Origin of the sequence: Nodularia harveyana UHCC-0300 (genome assembly GCF_034931085.1) — a bacterium.
Taxonomy (GTDB): Bacteria; Cyanobacteriota; Cyanobacteriia; order Cyanobacteriales; family Nostocaceae; genus Nodularia; species Nodularia harveyana.
In genome coordinates, this window is the sequence record NZ_JAYGHG010000013.1 from 48,570 (window position 1) to 67,039 (window position 18,470).

At 42.2% G+C, this 18,470-nt stretch carries 16 protein-coding genes; 10 read left to right on the forward strand and 6 right to left on the reverse strand.

What is annotated here, in order from left to right:
* Nucleotides 1-7: 7 nt before the first annotated feature.
* From VB620_RS10275 to pheS, 3 genes are all read right to left on the reverse strand, one after another.
* Nucleotides 8-490 carry a DUF2335 domain-containing protein gene (locus VB620_RS10275; protein WP_323196096.1) on the reverse strand — a complete coding sequence of 161 codons (483 nt, stop codon included), beginning with the start codon at nucleotides 488-490 and terminating at the stop codon, nucleotides 8-10.
* A gap of 21 nt (nucleotides 491-511) precedes the next feature.
* Entirely contained in the window at nucleotides 512-775 is a 264-nt protein-coding gene (locus VB620_RS10280; protein WP_323196052.1) for a hypothetical protein, read from the reverse strand.
* A gap of 404 nt (nucleotides 776-1,179) precedes the next feature.
* The gene (pheS, locus tag VB620_RS10285) at nucleotides 1,180-2,172 is read right to left on the reverse strand and encodes a phenylalanine--tRNA ligase subunit alpha (protein ID WP_323196053.1); all 993 of its coding nucleotides are present in this window, start codon (nucleotides 2,170-2,172) and stop codon (nucleotides 1,180-1,182) included.
* A 153-nt stretch (nucleotides 2,173-2,325) separates the two neighbouring features.
* Between pheS and surE the strand changes: the two genes are divergently transcribed.
* The 7 genes from surE (at nucleotide 2,326) to secA (ending at nucleotide 10,961) form a co-directional block, all read left to right on the forward strand.
* Entirely contained in the window at nucleotides 2,326-3,123 is a 798-nt protein-coding gene (surE, locus tag VB620_RS10290) for a 5'/3'-nucleotidase SurE (RefSeq protein WP_323196054.1), read from the forward strand.
* 166 nt (nucleotides 3,124-3,289) lie between these two features.
* Nucleotides 3,290-4,186, forward strand: a complete 897-nt coding sequence (locus VB620_RS10295; protein WP_323196055.1) for an MBL fold metallo-hydrolase — start codon at nucleotides 3,290-3,292, stop codon at nucleotides 4,184-4,186.
* Between the two features lie 170 nt (nucleotides 4,187-4,356).
* On the forward strand, nucleotides 4,357-5,415 hold the full coding sequence (locus tag VB620_RS10300; protein ID WP_323196056.1) for a bifunctional riboflavin kinase/FAD synthetase: 1,059 nt from the start codon (nucleotides 4,357-4,359) through the stop codon (nucleotides 5,413-5,415).
* Nucleotides 5,416-5,524: 109 nt separating this feature from the next.
* Entirely contained in the window at nucleotides 5,525-6,433 is a 909-nt protein-coding gene (locus VB620_RS10305) for an AAA family ATPase (protein WP_323196097.1), read from the forward strand.
* 61 nt (nucleotides 6,434-6,494) lie between these two features.
* Nucleotides 6,495-6,752, forward strand: coding sequence for a type II toxin-antitoxin system RelN family antitoxin (locus VB620_RS10310; protein WP_323196057.1), 258 nt, complete (start codon nucleotides 6,495-6,497; stop codon nucleotides 6,750-6,752).
* A 475-nt stretch (nucleotides 6,753-7,227) separates the two neighbouring features.
* Nucleotides 7,228-7,776 (forward strand): cytochrome C, encoded by a 549-nt coding sequence (locus VB620_RS10315; protein WP_323196058.1) that lies wholly within the window; start codon nucleotides 7,228-7,230, stop codon nucleotides 7,774-7,776.
* A gap of 392 nt (nucleotides 7,777-8,168) precedes the next feature.
* Nucleotides 8,169-10,961 (forward strand): preprotein translocase subunit SecA, encoded by a 2,793-nt coding sequence (gene secA / locus VB620_RS10320; protein WP_323196059.1) that lies wholly within the window; start codon nucleotides 8,169-8,171, stop codon nucleotides 10,959-10,961.
* A 77-nt stretch (nucleotides 10,962-11,038) separates the two neighbouring features.
* Here the strand turns inward: secA and VB620_RS10325 are convergent, their stop codons facing one another.
* Together VB620_RS10325 and VB620_RS10330 are read right to left on the reverse strand one after the other, a co-directional pair.
* Nucleotides 11,039-11,362, reverse strand: a complete 324-nt coding sequence (locus VB620_RS10325; protein WP_323196060.1) for a type II toxin-antitoxin system PemK/MazF family toxin — start codon at nucleotides 11,360-11,362, stop codon at nucleotides 11,039-11,041.
* Nucleotides 11,356-11,616: an AbrB/MazE/SpoVT family DNA-binding domain-containing protein gene (locus VB620_RS10330; protein WP_323196061.1), complete on the reverse strand. Its 261-nt coding sequence runs from the start codon at nucleotides 11,614-11,616 to the stop codon at nucleotides 11,356-11,358. Before VB620_RS10330 ends, VB620_RS10325 begins: the two co-directional genes overlap by 7 nt.
* A 507-nt stretch (nucleotides 11,617-12,123) precedes the next feature.
* On the opposite strand from VB620_RS10330, the gene VB620_RS10335 reads away from it, so the two are divergent.
* On the forward strand, nucleotides 12,124-13,797 hold the full coding sequence (locus tag VB620_RS10335; RefSeq protein ID WP_323196062.1) for an adenylate/guanylate cyclase domain-containing protein: 1,674 nt from the start codon (nucleotides 12,124-12,126) through the stop codon (nucleotides 13,795-13,797).
* A gap of 269 nt (nucleotides 13,798-14,066) precedes the next feature.
* Nucleotides 14,067-15,686 carry an Hsp70 family protein gene (locus VB620_RS10340; protein WP_323196063.1) on the forward strand — a complete coding sequence of 540 codons (1,620 nt, stop codon included), beginning with the start codon at nucleotides 14,067-14,069 and terminating at the stop codon, nucleotides 15,684-15,686.
* A 96-nt stretch (nucleotides 15,687-15,782) separates the two neighbouring features.
* Here VB620_RS10340 and VB620_RS10345 read toward each other — a convergent pair whose 3' ends face one another.
* On the reverse strand, nucleotides 15,783-16,706 hold the full coding sequence (locus VB620_RS10345) for a S66 peptidase family protein (protein ID WP_323196064.1): 924 nt from the start codon (nucleotides 16,704-16,706) through the stop codon (nucleotides 15,783-15,785).
* Nucleotides 16,707-17,076: 370 nt separating this feature from the next.
* On the opposite strand from VB620_RS10345, the gene VB620_RS10350 reads away from it, so the two are divergent.
* Nucleotides 17,077-18,444 carry an ATP-binding protein gene (locus VB620_RS10350; RefSeq protein WP_323196065.1) on the forward strand — a complete coding sequence of 456 codons (1,368 nt, stop codon included), beginning with the start codon at nucleotides 17,077-17,079 and terminating at the stop codon, nucleotides 18,442-18,444.
* The last annotated feature ends 26 nt before the right edge of the window (nucleotides 18,445-18,470 follow it).

Sequence of the window (18,470 nt, forward strand, 5' to 3'; positions counted from 1 at the left end):
AATTACATTATTTACCATCGTCGATGCTGGCTTCTAGTAACGCTCTCTGTTTTTCTATTCGCTCTTGCGCTCGCTGATTACTACCATAGACAAACACGCCTACTAACGAGACAACAGTGGTTCCAGCAAAAATACTTCCAGCCAAATCATGACCTTGTAGAATTAAAAACGTGCTAGATCCAATACAGATTGAAGCAAGTATAAAACCAAAGATCAGACCAAGCCATGAACGCTTGCTATCACCATTAATCACAGTTTTTTCCATTTCCATACGATGCTGTGATTGTTTTTTAGCCATATCAAATATTTCAACAGCAAGACCTGGCTGAACCAGGTCGTACGCTTTTAGAATCTCAGGTGGGGGAAGAGGCCCGGAAAACATTGACATCGCTTCCAGACGCTTTATCATCGTCTTTTCTGTATTAGCTTTATTTGCTAGACTTTGCTCCAGCTTTTTAGCCTGAGTCTCATTATTGTCTTCATTCTCCATCACACCAAATTAGTCCTTTGTCTAAATTCGAGCCGACTCTAGAGCTTCACAAGCTTCCTGAATCAGCTTATCTCCTATATGGGATTGTACTTCTTTGTACTCAGACATTGCAATCCGCAGATCATTCCCTACTGTCAACCAATCAGATAACAAAGCCAAATAGTCTGCCTGTTCCGTTGTTAATGATGTGTTGTACTCCTGTAGTGTGTTTCCAAAATCAACTATTCTGGCAACACCCTCAGACCAAGATGGTCGTGCGTATAAATAGCTTGAAAATAAGTTCATAGAAACCTGCGCTAGATTACTTCCATACTTTAAGAGTAGTTCGCCTCAGTTTCACTATACATCAGTCAAAAGTACACACTGTACAAGTAGTGTCATCTTGAGCAAATCTTTTATTAGTTTTACTATAAATTTCATCTTGAGCAGACACTAATCCTGAAACATTCTTCAGCAAACTGAAAATTTATAGTTTTATTGATATCTCAATAAAGTAAAATGCTTGTAAAACACGGCTTTGGCTTTTTTATCTAAAGATAACTGTTGTTGTTTGGTTCATTTTCACACACCTGACATGATGTCTGAATATGTACAAAATTGTTTGAGTCAATTCTTATTTTATCATAAATTAGCTGTTATCCCTGAATTATAAATCCAGGGATAAAAACATAAGCAGATTTTATCCGTCCTTAAAACTGCCGTAAAAATCTTAAATCACTAGAGTACAAGCGGCGGATATCATCAATTTGATGTAAAACCATTGCAAAACGTTCTACACCAAAACCAGCAGCAAATCCAGTGTAAACTTCGGGGTCATAACCTACCGATTTCATGACGTTAGGATCAACCATGCCGCAACCCATCACCTCTAACCAGCGACCATTCCACTGTAAATCAACTTCGGCAGAAGGTTCTGTAAAGGGGAAATAACTAGCGCGGAAACGAATGGGTAAATCACCAAATATTGCTTGTAAAAACACTTTCACAGTACCTTTGAGGTCTGTAAATGTTAGACCTTCATCGATCGCTAAAAGTTCTATTTGATGGAAAACCGCCGAGTGCGTCGCATCGACATTATCTCGCCGATAAACTCGCCCTGGAGCCACAACCCGGATCGGTGGTTCTTCTTTTTCCATGTAGCGAATTTGTACGGATGAGGTATGAGTCCGCAACAGATTTCCGTCACTCAGGTAGAAGGTGTCCTGCATATCACGAGCGGGGTGATCTGGGGGGGTGTTCAGAGCCTCGAAGTTATAATAATCGGTTTCCATCTCTGGCCCTTCTGCTACGGTGTAGCCCATGCCGACAAATATATCCAGGGCGCGGTCTATAATGCCGTTGAGTGGATGAATGCGACCTTGGGGGCGGTAAATTCCCGGCATGGTGACATCAAGGGTTTCCGCCTCTAGCTGTGCCTGAATTTTGGCAGATTCTAAGGAGGCGCGTTGCTGGTCTAGACTATTTTGTAGGGATTCTTTGACTGTATTGGCGATCGCCCCAATTTTTGGTCTTTCCTCCGCACTCATTTGTCCCATACTTCGCAATAACGCCCCCAGTTGCCCTTTTTTACCCAGATAGCTAATTCTGAGTTCCTCTAAACGTTCTAGGGTATCGGCGGCGGCGATCGCTTGTTCTCCTTCGTCCCGCAGTGCTAAAAGTTGAGCCTCTAAATTGGTAGTCATTATTTATTAGTTATTGGTTATAGTCTGTAACCAAATAATTTAAACAGAGACTAAGGTAAAACCCTAGTTCTTTTTACTAGTTTAAAGGCCATTGGCTGTCTGAGAGTGATTTTTTGCCTCATACTGAATACATCTGTAATTAACTATTCACCGATGAAATTACTCATTAGCAATGATGATGGAGTATCAGCCTTGGGTATTCGCACCCTAGCTGATTGTTTGGCAGAAGCCGGCCATGACGTGAGTGTAGTTTGCCCAGATCGGGAGCGATCGGCAACTGGACATGGAATCACCATGCATCAACCAATTCGCGCTCAAGTCATAGAATCGGTTTTTCATCCTGCTGTCAATGCTTGGGCTTGTGATGGTACTCCCTCGGACTGTGTAAAATTGGCACTGTGGGCGTTGCTAGATTCCCCCCCTGATTTGGTACTGTCAGGTATTAATCAAGGCGCAAACTTGGGAACTGAAATTCTCTATTCTGGGACTGTTTCGGCGGCGATGGAAGGGATCATTGAGGGGATTCCCAGCATAGCCTTAAGTCTTAATAGCTATACATCCCAAGAGTTTCAACCTGCTGCTAAGTTTGCCCAAATTTTGGTGGACAAAATAGCCGTCAATCCTCTGCCAGAATTGATGTTACTGAATGTTAACGTTCCCGCAGTCAGCTGGGAAAAAATCGCTGGGGTAACTTTTACCCGTCAAGGCGTGCGGCGCTATGTTGATGTTTTTGATAAGCGCGTTGACCCTCGTGGCAAAATTTACTACTGGTTAACGGGAGAAGTTTTAGAAGAAGTGGAACAACCGTCGGGTTTACATCTGTCGGAAAATGTACCGGTTGATGTCCATGTAATCCGCGACAACCATATCAGCATCACTCCTTTGCAATATAACCTCACATCTCCTCAAGGACTAGAGAAGTTGTCTAACTGGGAATTTCCACTTGTATAAGTTGTCAACGCCTTGTAATATCATCTAGTCTAGGTTTAGACAATTAACCAAAAAAGTATAATAGTTTACTAAGTGATAGTCTTCTCCTAAATACATTAAAATAGATTAGATAAAACTCATAAACTTGTTTTTATTGCTCGCCCGATCAATCCAGCAAGCAACAGCCATGTCCAGGATAGAGAACCAATTTAACGTAAAATTTTGGGGCGTTCGCGGGAGCATCCCTTGTCCAGGTCCAAACACTGTCCGTTATGGCGGTAATACCCCTTGCGTGGAGATGCAAGTGGGGGGGCAACGCTTGATTTTTGATTGTGGTACAGGACTGCACGTTTTAGGGCAATCCTTATTGCGCCAAATGCCCACAGAAGGTCATATATTTTTTACCCACTCCCACTGGGATCATATTCAAGGTTTTCCCTTTTTTGTCCCTGGGTTTGTTGATGGGAACAAATTTCATATTTACGGGGCGATCGCTCCTGATGGTTCCACCATAGAACAGCGTCTGAATGACCAGATGCTACATCCAAATTTTCCGGTTCCCTTACAAATCATGCGGTCAAATCTGACCTTCCACAACATTCAACCAGGGGAAGCATTACAGATAAATGACATTACCGTAGAAACAGCAGCCCTGAACCATCCAGGGGAGGCGGTGGGATATCGAGTTAACTGGCGTGGTGGTGCGGCCGTTTACTTAACTGATACCGAACATTTTCCTGACAAGCTGGATGAAAATGTCCTATGGCTATCACGGAATGCGGATGTGATCATTTATGATTCCACTTATACAGATGAGGAATACAATTCACCAAAATCACCAAAAATTGGCTGGGGACATTCTACATGGCAAGAAGCTGTGAAAGTAGCCAAAGCTGCGAATGTGAAAAATCTGGTGATTTACCACCACGATCCCTCCCATAATGACGAGTTTTTGGATCATATCGGGGAACAAGCATCTCAGGAATTTCCAGGTGCAATCATGGCGCGAGAAGGAATGGTTCTCGAAATTCCTACCCCAGATGTTTTATCAGAATCTTTTCCCACCAGCAATTTCTCTGTGTGAAATTTGCAGCCGAAGCAATTGTAGATTTTAGATTAGATTGGTGATCAAGAGCTATTAGCGCGATCGCATACCTGAAAAATCAGCCGCGACCAATGGAGGATCAGCTATGTGGTTGACCGTAAGGTAGCTTGTAGCTAATAGCTAAATAAACCTAAAATCCCAGAATCCGGATGCTCAATTTGTCTAAAAATGGATGTTCTCTGTGGGTTGCTTCATCCACGGAAGAGCTGCTCAAGCCAAATACTGTAGCTCTTGGCAAATTTGATGGTGTGCATCTTGGTCATCACAGGGTTATTCAACCAATTTTGCCGCCAGCATTCCATGAGGACAGACCAGAAAATGGCGAGAACATACCAAAATTTCCTCCCAGATCACCAACCCCACCACAAGAACAGACATACTCGACAGTTGTCACCTTCGATCCCCATCCACTGGAATTTTTTACAGGTCAACCACGGACTTTGTTAACACCACTGGATGAAAAAGTCGAGCAATTGCGATCGCTAGGAGTAGAACAACTTGTACTCCTACCCTTCGACCAAGAACTCTCCGCCTTATCACCCCAAGATTTTGTCAATCAGATATTAGTACAGAAACTCCAATGTCGGCGAATTAGTGTAGGACAGGATTTTTGTTTTGGTAAACAGCGTCGTGGTACTGCTCAAGACCTGCAATCACTAGCCGCCCAGCACCATATCCCCGTCACCATCGTCTCCTTACAAACTTACACAGACAAAGCTCCCACCCAAGAAGCTCCCATTAGCACCTCACTGATTCGGCACTACTTAGAAAGTGGCGACATCAAAAACGCCAACCTCCTATTGGGTAGACCTTACATCCTGCGGGGGACTGTCATTCCCGGTCAAAAAATGGGACGAACCATTGGTTTTCCCACCGCTAACCTGCAACTACCAAAGGAAAAATTTATCCCCCGCCAAGGTGTTTACGCTGTCCGCGCTGCTATTTTGAGTGACACACCAGATGCAACCACTACACAAAAGATAGTAGGTGTAATGAATATAGGTAATCGCCCCACGGTGAATGGTAGCAACTTATCAGTAGAAGTGCATCTGTTCGACTGGTCTAGTGATTTATATGGCAAAAAACTCACCGTACAGTTAGTAGAATTTTTGCGCCCCGAACAGAAATTTCCTTCTCTAGATGAGCTGAAAACACAAATTCAACTTGACTGTACCGTCGCCAGAGAACTTTTAAAAGCTGAATGCTGATTTTGGATCACGGAGTGGGAATACTCTAGACAAGGGAATGGAGAATCTAGCACAAGTAATTCTCCATCCCCATTACTTGACAAATTACCAACCTTTTATTCTGTGGTGCATGAGAGAAAAAATTGACACCCTAACACAAAATCTTGCTCGTACCATCGTCGGCAAAAACGAAGCCATCCGCTTAGTAATAGTCGCCCTGTTAGGTGGTGGTCATGCTCTGCTAGAAGATGTCCCTGGAGTGGGCAAAACTCTCCTCGCTAAATCCCTAGCCCGTTCATTAGATGGCAAATTTCAAAGGCTACAATGTACCCCAGATTTACTTCCAACAGACATCACTGGTACTAATATTTGGAATCCCAAAAGCGGCGAATTTACTTTTCTCCCTGGTCCAGTATTTGCAAATATCCTCCTAGCCGACGAAATCAACCGCGCCACACCCCGCACCCAATCAGCTTTACTGGAAGTAATGGAAGAGCATCAAGTTACAATTGATGGTGTCTCTCGTGCAGTTCCTCAGCCTTTCTTCGTCATTGCTACCCAAAACCCCATAGAATATCAAGGCACTTTTCCCCTACCAGAAGCCCAAATGGATCGGTTTATGTTGTCCTTAAGCTTGGGATATCCTGGGGCTACAGAAGAACTAGAGATGCTGCAAAACCTCCAAAAAGGAGCGAGCTTTAGTGATTTACAGCCTTGTATCACCTTGGCGGAAGTAGCCGAATTGCGTCAAATCTGTTCCCAAGTCAGAGTAGAAACTTCCCTCCAAGAATACATTCTGGAATTAGTCCGCTCAACACGCGAGGATGAAGAAATTACTTTGGGTGTTAGTCCGCGCGGTACTGTCGCATTACAAAAGGCTACCCAAGCCCTAGCTTTTCTCTCAGGGCGTGATTACGCTATTCCCGATGATGTCAAATTTCTCGTTCCTCACGTACTCTGTCATCGCCTGATTCCCAGAGGAGGACGCAACGCTAGAACTGTGGTTGAGCGATTATTAAGGTCAGTTCCCATACCTTAATTTCCTTGTCCTGCTTAAATTTGGGCGTGTTAGGATCTTCTATAAAATAGGAAGATCAAACATGAAAGCTATCGAAGTTACTGGTAAAATTGACGCTGAGGGAAACTTGCTTCTAGATCAGCCGATTCAGGGAACAACTTATCCTCATCAGGTGCGGGTAATTGTGTTAGTTCCAGAAGCGGTAGAACTAGAAGCTGTTGACGCTGATCATACACCTGTTGAAGAGATTAAAGCCAGATTAAAGATAGCTTTGCAACAAACAAAAGCAGGGCAAATTCGACCAATTAGCGATCTCTGGGACAGGATTGATGCAGATTAAAATTTAATTAAAATTATCATGGTATATCTACTCAAGAAAAAAATTAGCATATCTCTACAATAATAAATACTAAAAAAAACTAATCCAGAGTAATCAACTATGATTAAAATCAAAGTATTTTAGCCAGGACTTACGCAACAATTGCCGAAAATCTTGATTTATCGTTCGCGTAGCGTGCGCGAAGCGCATACCGCCAAGCCGCCTTCGCGTAGCGTCTCCCCTTGGGAGAAGAACGCCAAGAAAATGTAGATTATGCGTAAGTCCTATTAGCATCGCCATCTATCTCCTATTCATAGCAGGGGAAATTCTCGCTTTGAGCGACTTGTATGTCCAAAGGCTTAAAACTCCCTTCTCAGGGTTTAATTATCTGTTTATGTCCTCACGCTATACATAAAAATTCCTGCAAAGTAGTAAGTCTGTATCAGATAGATGATTGGTGAAAATGGATATATCTAAGTATTTGGGAATGTGAGGAATGTCAAATCTTGTCAAGGGTAAAGCTCGCACCAAACGTCAACTCAAACGCCGTCCCTTGGGCTTAATTGCGGTAATTTTAGCTTGGAGTTTAGCTATGGGTGGACTGCTTTCCCTTGCAACTACAGCTCACAGCGCTACTCCCGCCTCAGAAATTGGTACAGTTGACGTAGTACCTGCACAATATCAGTTAGGGAAACAACTATATCTGGAAAACTGTGCCACTTGTCACATTGCTCTCCCTCCAGAAGTTTTACCCTCCCAAACCTGGAGAAATCTTTTACAAGACTCACAGCACTACGGCGCACAACTTACACCTCTAATCGACCCGCCCCGAATTCTGGTTTGGAGGTATCTTTCCACCTTTTCTCGCGTACAGCTAAAGGAGGAAGCCACGCCCTATCGTGTCAATTCTTCACGTTATTTTCAGGCTTTACACCCCCAAGTTGATTTACCCAGTCCAGTTAAAATCGGCAGTTGTGTCAGTTGTCATCCCAGCGCGAGGGATTTTAATTTCCGCCATCTAACTGCGGAATGGGAAGGTAAATAAGCAGGGGAGCAGGGAGCAGGGGAGCAGGGAGCAGGGAGCAGGGGGGAGAAGGCGGTAACTTCCCAATGACTAATCACCAGTCCCCAGACACTGAGCGACTTGTACTGAGCGCAGTCGAAGTAAGTCAAAGTAAGTCGAAGTAAGCCGAAGTGCAGTCCCCACCTTGTATGACGCAGTTGAAAGCAAAATGATACTATTAGATTAGTTGCAAATTTAAACTGAAAAATAAAACCAATCGGTTTAGTAAATGATTGGATCTACTTTTTACTGTTTTTGAGTTAGTTCTGATTTTATACCCATCTACGACCTCAATGGCTGCACTGGGTTAAATTCTTATAATCAATACAAAAACTTGATTTTCCGTAACCCTTGATTTAGTTTCATAATCTGCCATGCTAAAACTCTTGTTGGGCGATCCCAACGCTCGTAAGCTCAAAAAATACCAACCTTACATTACTGAAATTAATCTCTTAGAGGAAGAGATTAAAGTCCTTTCCGATGAGGAGTTAAAGGGCAAAACAGGAGAATTTAAACAGCGCCTTGCTCAAGGCGAAACCCTAGATGATATTCTGCCGGAAGCTTTTGCTGTGGTGAGAGAAGCAGGACGGCGAGTATTGGGGTTGCGGCATTTTGACGTTCAGATGTTGGGCGGTGTGATCCTACACTCTGGACAAATTGCCGAAATGAAAACTGGGGAGGGTAAAACTCTAGTTGCTACCTTACCAAGTTATTTAAATGCTCTAAGTGGTAAAGGTGTACACGTAATTACAGTTAACGATTACCTGGCTCGTCGGGATGCTGAATGGATGGGACAGGTACATCGGTTTATGGGTCTGAGTGTGGGGCTAATTCAGTCCACGATGATTCCCAGTGAACGCAAGAAAAACTATGACTGCGATATCACCTATGTTACTAACAGTGAGGTAGGCTTTGACTACCTGCGGGACAATATGGCAACATCAATAGCTGATGTGGTACAACGCCCGTTCAACTATTGCGTGATTGACGAGGTAGACTCGATTTTAGTGGATGAGGCGCGGACACCGCTAATTATTTCTGGACAGGTGGAAAGACCTACGGAAAAATATCTCCGGGCTGCTGAAATTGCCTTTACTCTGCAAAAAGATGAGCATTACGAGGTAGATGAAAAAGCTCGTAACGTCCTGTTAACAGATGAAGGTTTTGCGGAGTCAGAAAATCTGCTGGGAGTTACAGATTTATTTGACCCGGAAGATCCCTGGGCGCATTTCATGTTCAATGCTATTAAAGCCAAGGAATTGTTCCTCAAGGACAAACACTACATTGTCGGTAACAAGGAAGTGATTATTGTCGATGAGTTTACAGGGCGGGTGCTACCAGGTAGACGTTGGAGTGATGGTCTACACCAAGCAATTGAAGCTAAAGAACACGTAGATATTCAGCCAGAAACTCAAACTTTGGCGACAATTACCTATCAAAATTTGTTCTTGCTTTATCCTAAACTCGGTGGGATGACGGGAACGGCTAAGACTGAAGAGCCAGAATTTGAAAAAATCTACAAATTAGAAGTTACGGTAATTCCCACAAATCGCATCAGACAACGCCAAGATTGGCCGGATATGGTGTTTAAAACTGAGCCTGGGAAATGGCGGGCGATCGCCGGAGAATGTGCCGAAATGCACCAACTGGGTAGACCAGTCCTAGTAGGAACCACTAGTGTAGAAAAATCAGAATATCTCAGTCAGCTACTCAAGGAAATGGAGATTCCCCACGAACTCCTCAACGCTCGACCAGAAAACGTGGAACGGGAAGCGGAAATCGTCGCCCAAGCAGGGCGTAGAGGCTCTGTAACCATTGCCACCAACATGGCTGGTCGGGGTACAGATATTATTCTCGGTGGTAACTCCGAATACATGGCACGTCTGAAGCTGCGGGAATACTTTATGCCGCGAATTGTGATGCCAGAAAATGAAGATGTCTTTGGTGTACAAAGAGCTGCTGGTTTGCCCACAGGACACGGTAGTGGTCAAGGTTTTGTTCCTGGGAAAAAAGTCAAAACTTGGCGAGCTTCACCGGAAATTTTCCCCACCGAACTCACAAAAAAAGCCGAACAGTTATTAAAAGAAGCTGTGGAAATCGCTGTCAAAGAGTATGGTGAGCGCAGTTTACCGGAACTCGAAGCCGAGGATAAGGTAGCTGTAGCAGCTGAAAAAGCTCCTACCGATGACCCGGTAATTCAAAAGTTGCGGGCGGCTTACAACCTCGTGAAGCAGGAATATGAAGAATTTACGGAAACAGAACACAATCAAGTGATTGAATTAGGCGGTTTGCACGTCATTGGTACAGAACGCCACGAATCACGGCGGATTGATAACCAATTGCGGGGACGAGCCGGACGACAAGGAGACCCTGGTTCGACAAGATTCTTCCTCAGTTTAGAAGATAACTTACTGCGAATCTTTGGAGGCGATCGCGTCGCCGGATTAATGAATGCTTTCCAAGTAGAGGAAGATATGCCCATTGAATCCGGAATGCTGACTCGCAGTTTGGAAGGCGCACAGAAAAAAGTTGAAACTTACTACTACGACATCCGGAAACAAGTGTTTGAGTTCGACGAGGTAATGAATAACCAACGTCGTGCTATCTACGCCGAACGCCGCCGAGTTTTAGAAGGTCAAGACTTAAAAGAACAGGTGATCAAGTACGCAGAAAAAACGATGGATGAAATCGTTGATTTCTACATCAATCCAGACTTACCCTCCGAAGAGTGGGAGTTAGCAAAGTTAGTAGACAAAGTAAAAGAATTTGTCTATCTGCTAGCGGATATGGAACCAAGTCAATTAGAGGATATGACTGTTAGTGAGATTAAGGCATTTCTCCACGAACAAGTAAGAATTGCCTACGACCTCAAAGAAGCCCAAATTGACCAAATTCAGCCAGGACTCATGCGACAGGCGGAAAGATTCTTTATCTTGCAGCGCATTGATACCCTCTGGCGGGAACATTTGCAACAAATGGATGCTTTACGCGAGTCTGTAAATCTACGGGGTTATGGTCAGAAAGATCCGTTGATTGAGTACAAGAGTGAGGGTTATGAACTCTTCTTGGATATGATGGTCAACATCCGCCGTGATGTGGTTTATTCGTTGTTTATGTTCCAGCCTCAGCCGTCGGTTCCTACGGTGCAGACTTCTGAGATGGTGTAAGAAAGTTTTTTCACGCAGAGACGCAGAGGCGCAGAGAGTTTTTTCTGCGTCTTTGTTTTTTGGAGAGTTGAGATTAATTATTCTGCAAACATTTCAGCTAGGATATCAAGGACTGTTTTTTGTGCTTCTGCACTAATTTGACCAAGCAATTTGACTAATCGAGTTTTATCCACTGTGCGAATTTGATCAAGTATAATTTGTCTATTTTGTCCTTGAAATTGACAAGTTACCCTTGTTGGATATGTTTGTCCTTTTGTAGTCATTGGTGCAACAATGACGGTGGCAATATGGTGGTTAATCTCGTTTGGGGAAATTACTAAACAGGGGCGTGTTTTTTGAATTTCACTCCCGATAGTAGGATCAAGGTTAACTAGGAAAACATCAAAGCGATTGACTACCATTCCCATTCAAGCTGATCCCATTCTGTTGTATTGAGATCATCTAAGAGGATATCATCGTGGTTTTCTGCCATTGCTGCAAATTCTTTGTCCCAATTCGCTCTTGCTTGTGCAACTGGGCGAATAATCAGATGATTTCCATCAACTTCAATTTCTACTTCTGAGTTAATACCGCTTTGTTCTAATAGGGTTTTGGGTATACGAAGTCCTTGGGAATTGCCGATTTTTACTATTCGGGTTTTAATGGCTTTACCCATTTTATTTTATGGAGAATAGGCTAGTATCTACATTGTAATTACATACAGAAAAATAGTCAAGTCTAAAGCCTCAAGCAACGGTGCAAACTCCTGAGATTCACGCAGAGGCTTAGAGAGGTACTTTCTTCATCTTTTTTTATTTATTATTAATAGTTTTTAATCGCCGATAGACGCAGATAAATTATTATTGAGGATGAGTAAATTTGTGAGCATAATATTTAGTAATACTATTTAGATAGAAATGAGCTAAAATACGCGATAGCGGTTTTTACTATAGGATTTTCAGCAAACTTACCTCAGTATATTTTAAGCGATCGCGTCGCAATTACAGCCCAAATACCATACTTGGGAAATCCAGCTATATTTAAATCATATTTGTGATATTTTAGACAAGCATTTGTCTTAATGTTATCAAAATTTTGATCAGGATATGCTCAGGGGTTCAGTCTGGGTATCCTTAATGTTAAAGATGCTTGTGTTCGCAAGTTGCAGGAGCAGTACATACCCATGAATGAAATCACATTACGGCTACAACAGGGAGAGACAGAAAGAATCTTAACAGTGAATCAAGATGAATTCATAATTGGCCGTTTGCCAGAATGTGATTTGTACTTACCTCATGGAGGAGTTTCCCGGAGACACGCCAGACTGCTCAAAAGTGCGAATGATATCTGGACTATTGAAGATTTAGGCAGTAAAAACGGAACTAAAGTCAACCAAAGTCAGATTAATCAGATTCAAGAGTTGCATCACGGTGATCTAATTTTGGTGGGAAATGTGAACTTAGAAGTGCTGTTTGCCAATTCTGATGAAAATGCTATGAATCAGGAAACTCTAGCAGTGTTTGGTTCTCAGTCAAAAACTATTTTTCGTAATGTCAAACAACTCCAACAGCAATGGATTAAAGCTGACAGTCAAGATGGTCAAACCAGCAATAAAGATCAAGCTATTGCTCGCCTCAAAGACTTAGTAAATATAGCAAAAAATCTTTGTGCAGCAGCATCCATTCAAGAAATTTTCTCTCAAGTAGAACAAGTAGTTTTTCGTTACCTCGATAGTATTGACCGCTTGGCATTATTAATTGATGTCAATGGCGGCGGTCATCTAGAATTAATAAATGCTGCTTCTAGAGATATCGACCAACAGAAATATTTAGCACGTGATGGCGACTGGATTAGTCACACTATCTGCCAAAAGGTATTTGAAGAAAAAGTTGCCATTCAAACTGCTGATACCAGTAAAGATGAACGCTTTTCTGATGAACAGAGTATTTTAGTTAAAGGTATCCGGAGCGCAATGGCTGTACCTTTGTGGGATGAAAATAAAGTTGTCGGAGTTCTTTATGCTGATGCTCATCTTTCTTCTTCTCATTGGGAAAATGAAGGAGAGGAAGAACTCAGCTTTTTTTCCGCTTTAGCTAACCTTGTGGCTTCTAGTGTGCAACGTTGGTTATTGGTAGAGAAATTAAAAACTGAAGAGGTGATTCGTCATCGACTAGAACGCTATCATTCTCCAGCCGTGGTACAGCAATTAATTGCTGTAGGTGGTTTACCTGATGGTCGTTTACCTCCCGCAGAAAGTGAAATCAGTGTTTTGTTTGCAGATTTAGTAGGCTTTACGGCTATTTCGGAACGATTAAAACCCACGGCGATCGCTCAATTATTGAATAATTTATTTGAGGAAATGTTGCAAGAAGTGTTTGCCTATGGTGGCACTTTAGATAAATATATTGGTGATTGCATCATGGCATTTTTTGGCGCGCCAGAACCCCAAACTGATCATGCCGATCTCGCTACTGCTGCGGCTAAGGGAATGTTGGCTCGTCTAGAACGTCTCAACGTCACTGGTTTTTGGCAAGAACCTCTACAGTTACGCATTGCGATTAACAGTGGTAAAGCTGTTGTGGGTGATGTTGGTAGTTTTCAACGGGTGGACTATACGGCATTAGGATCAGCAATTAATCTTGCAGCTCGCATGGAAGCGGTTTGTCCCCCCAGTGAATGCATTATCACTGAAGCTACTTATTTGATGCTTTCACAATCCTCAGATTTTCACGAAATGGGGGATTATCGTTTCAAAGGTATTGAACGATTAGTCAAGGTTTATCAGACAAAATCAATCAATAACAATATTGCTGCACGGAACACTTCGACAAGCTCAGTAAATCGCAGTGAAATCTGAAAAGCAAGAGTTCATTTTTGCAAATCTCCAAAACGCCTATTTTGATTCATCCAGATAGCAGATTAATTTTCGATAATTTTCAGACAAAATAATCATTAGTGGCAGCTAGACATAAAAAATAGGCGATCGCTTGCTTTCTGCGTGGCTTATGGGAAAATAATCTTACTGCAAAAAATACTTTGCGCCTAACGGACTGCTTTCTTTGTTTCGCTGGTGCGCCTGACTTACTTCCTAATTCCCTTCGCTAATGGGCGAAATAATGAAACAATATGGCGAATTTTCAAATCAGCGCTGGCGCGATCGCTATAGATTTTGGTACTAGCAACACAGTGATTGCTCGTTGGAATCCTGTAACCCAGGAACCAGAAACCCTAAGTATCCCCGCTATATCAGTTCAGCAAAGCGGAAATCCCCCCATAATTCCCAGCCTAGTCTATATACAAGAGGCAACCCAAGGTAAAGTTTTAGTAGGTCAGGAAGTACGCGATCGCGGTTTTGACCTCAAAAATGACGCACGATTTTTCCGCAGCTTCAAACGGGGAATAGGTGCGGATATTCCAGGCTTTTTACCAGAAATAGATGGAGAACTTGTCAACTTTGAGCAAGTCGGAAAATTATTCCTCACACAGATAATTGAAAAACTAGCACCCATGCAGGGAGGTGTAGATTCTCTAGTATTAACAGTCCCGGTGGATAGCTTTGAAGCATATCGTCACTGGTTAGGGCAAGTTTGTCAAGCCCTGCCGGTGGAAAGGGTGCAGATGATCGATGAACCTACCGCAGCAGCGTTGGGTTACGGTCTAGCAGATCAAGAAATTCTCTTGGTGATTGACTTTGGTGGTGGTACATTAGACCTTTCCCTAGTACGCTTAGATCAAAGTGTACAAACTAAAAAGCCTGTGGGTTTTCTCCTTAAGTGGGGGAATAAATCCCTGGCTGAAAATTCCCGCCAAAAACCCAAAACAGCCCGTGTACTGGCTAAAGCTGGGCTGAATCTCGGTGGTACTGATATTGATAATTGGTTAATAGATTACTTTGCCAAAACTCAAGGAATAGCGGTAACTCCTTTGACGACAAGATTAGCTGAACGAGTCAAAATTCAACTATCAACCCAAAAACAAGCTAGTGAAGTTTATTTTGACGATGAGAACTTTGAAAGCTATGAACTACAACTAAACCGCGAAGTTTTTGATCATATCCTGGAAGAACAGAGATTTTTTACCCAGTTAGATGATGCGATGACAAGTCTATTACAGCAAGCTCGACGACAGGGTGTAGAAGTTGCAGATATTAACGCTGTGTTGTTGGTGGGTGGGACTGTGCAATTACCCGCAGTGCAGACATGGGTGAAACGGTATTTTCAGCCAGAACAAATCCGGTGTGAACGTCCTTTTGAGGCGATCGCCCAAGGTGCGTTACAGCTAGCCCAAGGGATGGAAATTAAGGACTTTCTCTATCATAGTTATGGTGTCCGCTATTGGGATCGTCGTCACCAGCGTCACAGTTGGCATTCTATTATTAAAACTGGACAGGCTTACCCGATGAGTCAGTCAGTAGAATTAGTTTTAGGCGCATCGTTAGAAAATCAACCCAGCATTGAATTAATTATTGGGGAATTGGGTTCTGAAGCAGCTAGCACCGAAGTTTATTTTGATGGCGATCGCCTAATTACTCGCCGCATTGCAGAAGGCGTAACCAGCGTTAAACCCCTCAATGATCAAGCCGGTGCGAGAACTATCGCCCAACTGACACCACCCGGATATCCGGGGAGCGATCGCATTAAAGTTTTGTTTCAAGTAGATGAACAACGTTTTTTGCGAATTACAGTTGAGGATTTGTTAACCAATGACACCCTATTAGAAAATCAACTCGTCGCCCAGTTGAGTTAGATCGGGGAGTGTGGGAGGTGTGGGGAGTGTGGGAAGTGTGGGAGGTGTGGGGAGTGTGGGGAGTAAAGAATTTTGGATTGCAGTCTAATCCAAAATCTAAAATCTAAAATCTAAAATTGATTGACTAATGATTAATTTACCTTGATCTGCGTCTAAAGTTGCGAATACACCCACTGGTAAAGCAGCATTAGGACTTTCATGACCAAAGGGTAAATTAGATACAATAGGAATACCTAAATCACCCAGGCGATCGCGTAGGACTTCTTCCACACTGAAGCTAGTTACATTTGGCCGTGGTTCACATTCAGTAAAGCTACCCAAAGCAATACCCCGGACTTTTGACAGCAAACCACTTAAACGCCACTGGGTTAGCATTCTGTCAATGCGATAGGGTGCTTCTCCAACATCCTCCCAAGCCAAAATTACATTATCCATTTCTGGGATTATGGATGTAGCTAAAAGATGTGTTGCTACTGTCAGATTACCTGGTAATAACAAACCATTAGCAATTCCACCGCCCCACCCACAACCCACGAGAGGAGAGATAGGGCGACCTTCTACAAAATCGAATAATCGTTGAATTGACCAATCTGTTTCGTTAGCTAAAGTGGTCAGTACAGGAGCATGAACACTGGAAATACCTGCGTTATAAAGACTCCATAACAAAGCTGTAATATCAGAAAACCCTATCAGCCATTTTGGTGGTGCTGAGTTGAGAGTATTCCAAGTCCAATTTTCTAAAATCCGGGTACTACCAAATCCGCCTCTGGTGCAGAGGATACCTCGACAATTTGGATCTTCCCAAGCTGTGGCTAGTTGCTGGCGACGGAGTTCATCTGTTTGAGCTAAGTAACCCCATTTATCAGCTAAGTTTGGCATAATATCAACTGTATAACCACGCGATCGCCAAATTTCTACACTCCTTTCAAAAGCCTCAAATTCTCGCAAAGCACCGCTAGGCGCAATTACTCGTAATAAATCACCAGGTTTTAGGGATGGGGGTAATATCTTAGATACCATAAATAATTTACTAGGATTTTAAAGTAGAGATACAGCAAAAGCAACAAATTAATTAGTTAGAAGTTAGATCAAAAAAAGAACTCATAACTAATATAAATTCTCTGTCAGTATAATGCATACTTGACTTTTTTGGGATTTAGTGAATACTTAACCTGGATGATATTTATTTAAAAGGTTTATAGTCACAAATTTTCATCCCGATTCCCCAAGCTACTTGAGAAAAATAATACATATATAGACTTCTCAATTAATTTGGGGAATAATAAGAATGATAAGATTGCTGAAAATAGCAATTTACTCAACAACTGTTTTATAGTTGTTCGGAACCAGGATCAGAATAGTATCACCTAAAGGCCAAAGGATTGCGATTATGCTGGCTATGCGTAGGATGACAAATGCCAAAGAGCTAAATCTGAGATTAGAGTCAACCTTGCAAGAGTTACCCCTGTGGAAGATTCAGATTTCTATAGAACGCCCAGTACGTGAATTGGCTAAACTTTTTGAAAAAGAGCCTTTACTACCAGGAGTCGTTTTAACGAAAAATAATTCCTACGAGGGCATGATATCGCGTCCGAAATTTTTTGAACACATGAGTCGTCCCTATAGTTTTGGGCTGTTTTCCAAGCGACCTGTCCAAAATCTTTATAATTTTCTCCGTCCAGAGTTATTTGTATTAATGGAGAATACACTCATTGTGGACGCTACTCATAAAGCCTTAGAGCGATCGCCGGAACTTGTCTATGAGCCAGTTATTGTCGCCACTGAATCGGGAAATTATGGGTTAATTGACTTTCATCAATTACTATTAGCTAACTCGCAGATTCACGCCTTAACACTATCTCAATTAAAGTATGTAGAGGAACAATCAAGAATAGCTAAGGCAGGTTTTCATGACCTTCAACACAACTATAGCCGATTGCTACAGAATGACAAAATGGCTGCTTTAGGTCAGTTAGTTGCTGGGGTAGCACATGAAATTAACAACCCAGTTAACTTTATTACGGGTAATCTGGTTTATGCAAAAGACTATAGTGAAAAACTACTGAACCTGATCAGTCTCTACCAAAAATCATATCCTGAACCAGTGACAGAGATTCAAACTGAAGCTGATAAAATTGAATTGGATTTTTTAAATACAGACTTTCCTCATCTCCTCAATTCTATGCAAATGGGTTGCGATCGCATTCAGCAGATCGTACTATCGTTAAAAAACTTTTCCCGCCTTGATGAAGCTGATAAAAAAATAGTTGATATCCATCAAGGTATTGATAGTACCCTGCTAATTTTAGAAAGTCGCCTATTTAAAAAGCATAAACCCGTTGAAAATATTACTATATTGAAAGAATACGGCAATATTCCTTTAGTGGAGTGCTACCCTGGTTTACTGAATCAGGTATTTATGAATATTTTAAATAATGCCATAGATGCTTTAGAAGAGTTGATACTTCAGAGAAAAATAACTTATGACCCGGTAATTAAAATTTCTACTCAACTCATTGGTGGTAACTGGATAGAAATTCACATTACTGATAATGGTACTGGCATACCAGAAAATGTCAAAAACCAATTATTTGATCCATTTTTCACCACTAAACCCGTTGGTAAAGGCACTGGTTTAGGACTATCCATCAGTTATCAAATAGTGGTAGAAAGACATGGTGGCCAACTTAACTGTGTATCTACATTTGGAGAAGGAACTGAGTTCATTATAAAAATACCAGTCGCCAAGAGTAAGTAATATCAGCTTCCGTAGAATAAATTACT

What these genes read in the sequence shown, in the direction of transcription:
- VB620_RS10300 (WP_323196056.1), top strand. Translation starts at nt 4,357, where the DNA reads ATGCTCAATTTGTCTAAAAATGGATGTTCTCTGTGGGTTGCTTCATCC.
- VB620_RS10340 (WP_323196063.1), top strand. Translation starts at nt 14,067, where the DNA reads ATGGCGAATTTTCAAATCAGCGCTGGCGCGATCGCTATAGATTTTGGT.
- VB620_RS10335 (WP_323196062.1), top strand. Translation starts at nt 12,124, where the DNA reads ATGAATGAAATCACATTACGGCTACAACAGGGAGAGACAGAAAGAATC.
- secA (WP_323196059.1), top strand. Translation starts at nt 8,169, where the DNA reads ATGCTAAAACTCTTGTTGGGCGATCCCAACGCTCGTAAGCTCAAAAAA.
- VB620_RS10275 (WP_323196096.1), bottom strand. Translation starts at nt 490, where the DNA reads ATGGAGAATGAAGACAATAATGAGACTCAGGCTAAAAAGCTGGAGCAA.
- VB620_RS10325 (WP_323196060.1), bottom strand. Translation starts at nt 11,362, where the DNA reads ATGGTAGTCAATCGCTTTGATGTTTTCCTAGTTAACCTTGATCCTACT.
- pheS (WP_323196053.1), bottom strand. Translation starts at nt 2,172, where the DNA reads ATGACTACCAATTTAGAGGCTCAACTTTTAGCACTGCGGGACGAAGGA.
- VB620_RS10280 (WP_323196052.1), bottom strand. Translation starts at nt 775, where the DNA reads ATGAACTTATTTTCAAGCTATTTATACGCACGACCATCTTGGTCTGAG.
- VB620_RS10295 (WP_323196055.1), top strand. Translation starts at nt 3,290, where the DNA reads ATGTCCAGGATAGAGAACCAATTTAACGTAAAATTTTGGGGCGTTCGC.
- VB620_RS10315 (WP_323196058.1), top strand. Translation starts at nt 7,228, where the DNA reads ATGTCAAATCTTGTCAAGGGTAAAGCTCGCACCAAACGTCAACTCAAA.
- VB620_RS10350 (WP_323196065.1), top strand. Translation starts at nt 17,077, where the DNA reads ATGCTGGCTATGCGTAGGATGACAAATGCCAAAGAGCTAAATCTGAGA.
- VB620_RS10330 (WP_323196061.1), bottom strand. Translation starts at nt 11,616, where the DNA reads ATGGGTAAAGCCATTAAAACCCGAATAGTAAAAATCGGCAATTCCCAA.
- VB620_RS10310 (WP_323196057.1), top strand. Translation starts at nt 6,495, where the DNA reads ATGAAAGCTATCGAAGTTACTGGTAAAATTGACGCTGAGGGAAACTTG.
- VB620_RS10345 (WP_323196064.1), bottom strand. Translation starts at nt 16,706, where the DNA reads ATGGTATCTAAGATATTACCCCCATCCCTAAAACCTGGTGATTTATTA.
- surE (WP_323196054.1), top strand. Translation starts at nt 2,326, where the DNA reads ATGAAATTACTCATTAGCAATGATGATGGAGTATCAGCCTTGGGTATT.
- VB620_RS10305 (WP_323196097.1), top strand. Translation starts at nt 5,525, where the DNA reads ATGAGAGAAAAAATTGACACCCTAACACAAAATCTTGCTCGTACCATC.